Origin of the sequence: Sphingomonas sp. (genome assembly GCF_019242355.1) — a bacterium.
Lineage (GTDB): Bacteria > Pseudomonadota > Alphaproteobacteria > Sphingomonadales > Sphingomonadaceae > Sphingomicrobium.
Map to the genome: position 1 here is coordinate 1 of NZ_JAFAVR010000269.1, position 4,060 is coordinate 4,060.

Annotated in this window: 1 protein-coding gene and 1 pseudogene; both read right to left on the bottom strand. The window is 62.1% G+C overall.

What is annotated here, in order from left to right:
- A pseudogene (locus JOZ79_RS12850) lies at positions 1-982 on the bottom strand (TrlF family ATPase); the annotation flags it as partial.
- 13 nt (positions 983-995) lie between these two features.
- Positions 996-4,060 (bottom strand): TM0106 family RecB-like putative nuclease (locus JOZ79_RS12855; RefSeq protein WP_294074851.1); only part of this gene is annotated, 3,065 nt, incomplete at its 5' end.

Sequence of the window (4,060 nt, forward strand, 5' to 3'; positions counted from 1 at the left end):
TGGCCGCCCAGTTCGCGTCGTCGATCCTGACGTGCGAGATGATCTGCGATGGCATCGCTGACCGAGGCGGCTGCTCGCCAACATAGGCGCGCCCCTCGGGATCGATGCACGCCTGGCGAAGGGCATCGAACTCGAGCCCTCCCTTAATCCAGGAGAATCGGTCGCCAAACGGCGTGGCAACGTCTTCCAGCCTATGCGCGTCGCTGCCGTGCAAACAGGGCTTGAGACCACCATAGCGCGCGCGGATTTCCGCGGGTCCCAGGTCCCTTTGGCCCAGCCAGAACTCGCGCTGCGCTGCGCTTCCGGCGAAAATGATGTGTGCAAAGCCTTCGATCTCACGTCTGATAGTCTGATCGGCTGCCTCCCGCACGCCCGACGTGCCATCGGTCGCACCGCCCGCGACTGCGATCAAGATGTTCTTCTTCGCCCAGCCGCTCTCGGAGAACACCTCGCGTAGTTTCTGGAAATTGACCTTGAACTGGTTGACGCCGTAGGCGAGCGCCGCGCGATCATCGCTGATGTTCGGATCGGCTTTCTTGCCTAGCCGAACGAGGTCCGATCGAGTGCAATCGAAGCGGTCTTGCATGACATTGAACTGCAGACGGGACAGGAGACGCTGCAACTCTTGGAGATGATTAGGATCTTCCGGGCTGACGAAGAGGTGGAGATTGACGAAGCCACCCTTGGCCGTCGCCACATCTAGCCGCAGCTCAACATTCGGGAAGACGAGCTTCGCATGCGGTAGTCGACCAGCAGTCTTGTGCCGGAGGACCTCTTCATAGGCGTCCGTTATATAGTAATCCGTAACGGCGATCGCTTCGATGAGCGGCGTGGCCCTCTCAAGCGCAGCGAGGTAATCATCCCACGCCGTCGGGCCGGTGAATTGGTTGTTCATCGCCGTGCCCGGCGCATGGATGTGCGGTTCCCACCGCCGCCAAAGCGATCCTGCGCTGATCTCCTCTGTATGGGTTAAATTGCTCATTTCTGCTTCGCCATCATCCAGCGCCGGCTTGTTTCGCCATTTCGAGATAGCGGCAGAAGGCATTGGCCAACTGAATCTGCCGCGGCGTGCGGCATTCCGCTTCGAAGATCTGCGGCGAGCCGACGAGGATCGACACGCATTTGGCGCGCGAGGTCGCAACGTTGAGTCGGTTCAAGCTGTAGAGAAATTCCATCCCACGCGGTGCGTCCGCATGGCTCGAAGTCGCCGTGGAGTAGATTGCGATCGGCGCTTCTTGGCCTTGAAATTTGTCGACGGTGCCGACGCGAGCGCCCGGTAGGCACTGCTGAACCTCGAAGACCTGTGCGTTGTAGGGCGTGATGATGACGATGTCGTCGAGCGTGATTGGCGTCTCTTGCCCTTCGCGATCGACCCAGGTCGGGTTGGCGGCGAGGATCGCCCGCACGAGATCGCCGATCGCCTGCGCCTCCTCGGGAGAGCAATTCTGGTTGCCGCTGTGCGCGACCGGGAGAAAGTAAAGGCCTGATTCGCTGACCAGCCTCGTACCCTTGATGACCTGCTGCTCGAGTCCGTCCTTCGAGCGGAGCTTGCCGTCATAGAAGAGCTCGGAAGTGTAGGCACAGATCGCGGGGTGAAGCCGCCAAGTCTCTTCGAGAAACAGCCCCTTATCCGCCGCGATCGTCCGCGCACCACCGAGGATATGGTCGAGCGCCGACACGTCGGTGCCCTCGGGGTGACTTCCCTGCATCGGCTGATCGAGCTGTTGCGGATCGCCGATTAACACCACGGTCTTCGCTGCTTGCGACACCGCGAGCACGTTGGCGAGCGCCATCTGCGCGGCCTCGTCGACGAACAGCACATCTACCGTCGCGAACGCGTCTGGCCGCGACCATAACCACGCTGTACCGCCGCCCACGGAGGCTGCGCCGCCGCTCAAAGCCGCAAACAGATCTTCATTCTTCTTCGCAAAGAACAGGCGGTGATGTGGGTCTTCGGCCTCGTCAGCCTTTTGGCAGCATTGCACCGCGACGCCCAATTCGTCGGCTGCTTTGATGGTTGCGTCAATCAGGTTGCGAATGACCTTGTGACTGTTGGCCGTGATGCCGACCTTCTTGCCGAGGCGCACCAGCTCGCAAATCATGCGCGCGCCGGTGAAGGTCTTGCCGGCACCTGGCGGGCCTTGAATGGGCAGAACGCCGCCCGCCAAATGCGCGCAAAGCCGCACCGCGGCTTCGACGGTCGTCTCCCCAGCGCGATGCAGCGGTGCGTCGCCGACCCGAGGGCTTTCCCGGAGTAGAAGATCGCGCGCCGCCTGGTAAGCTCCGTCACCGCGCATGCCCCGATCCGCGACATAGTCGCCGATCCGCGCCAACGCTTCGGCCATGACTTGGCCGCCAACATAGCTATGCGCAAACACGGCCTGCGGATGGACACTGGCGGTGTCCTGGCGCTTCTTGATGTCGACGGTGTCGTCGGCGAAGGAGATGGCCTCGACCTTGCCGAGCTTAGCGCCGCCGAGATTGCAGATTTCCTCGCCACCACGAATCTCAGTCTCTTGCGGCAGAAAACGATAGCGATGGATCGGCGCCTTGGCGGTGCCGCCAACAGCGCCGACAAAGACAAGACCGGAGAGACCAGCGCGTTCGTCCAGCAGATCTTCGGCCGAAAGTGCGGCGAGCCGGAAATATTCCCACCACACCGCCTTCTCTTCCCGGCGGTGCCAATCGACGACATTGGCCAAGATCCACCGGGCTTGCTGCTCGGCGTCCCGCTGCGCGGCATCGGCCGGAACATCAGCCGTCAATCGCTCAATGAGCGCGTTGATCCTGATCAGCCAGTCCGTGATCTTCTCGTTCGGCGCGCCATCGCCCGGCTGCGGACGTGGCACGTCGATGCCGTCGGCGATGAGATTGGTCCGATGCCCTTCGAGCCAGTCGCGCAACTTCGCCGCGGAACGGCAGTCGTCTTCGTTATAGGCCCGAACGGTGGTTTTGGTCTCCTCCGACACCGCCGGCTCATCGTCGAGCTCGAGGTTGGCCTGGAGCGTTGCAAGCGCAGAATTCGCCTCAGCGAGCGGCGTCCCACGTTCGAAGCCGCAGAACGGCTCGAGCCGCTTGATCGAATAGCTTTCGACGCTGGCGCGTAGACCGTGCCGTACGATCTGATAGAGATCGACGAAGAGCCGCGCGCGCAGCATCCGGTCGATCTCTTCCTCACGCGTCGCATAGCGACCCATCAGCCGCTTCAGTGCCGCCGGCTCGTAAGGCGCATAGTGATAGATGTGCAAGCCGGGGAACTGTGCCCACCGCGCCATGACGAAATCGACGAACCTCTCGAAGGCACGCTTCTCGTCGGTGCGTGTGAGCGCCCAGTCGCCTTCATAGATGACCGTGCCGTCCGCGCCCCTGACGAGATAGCCGAAGAGATATTCGAGACCGTGCTCGCCGACGAAGGGATCGCCTTCAAGGTCGAGAAATACATCGCCCTCGGATGGCTCGGGGAGGCACGTGAGGCCGAAGCCAATCTCGATCGGCAGCAGCTCGAACTTGCCGGCGCCCGCGGCGCGGGCCTCGGCCACAATCCGCGCCTGCTCGCGGACGCGGACATAGGAATCTGCCGAACCGCGATCAGGTTTCCAGGCAAGCGGCAAGGGCATGACGCTCAAGCTCTGCAGCGTCGCAATCCCGTGCGCCTTCAACTCGCTGATTTGGATCTTCGAAATGCCAGCAACGAGACAGAGATGATCATCATCGTGTCGACGCTGATCGCATGCTTCCCGCCAGCGGCAGATGTCGCAATGCTCGATCGGGTTGGGATAGGTGTCATCTGCTGGGGCCGCGGTCATTGCGGATCGCAACGCACGTTGCACCTTCCGGAAATAAGCCGCGTAATCGGCAAAGCGATATTGCTGCGGCTCGAAGTCCGACCACGGCGCCACGACATACACGTATTCGGGCGCGAGGCCCTGCATGGCGCCCAGCAGATCGGCGTAGAGACAGAGCTGCAGGATTGTCCCGGCTTTGGTTTCGCGGGCGAGCTTTGTGTCCGTCGGCTCATAGGACCAAGCGCCCAACGCGCTCGGCACCTCGATGCGACGCA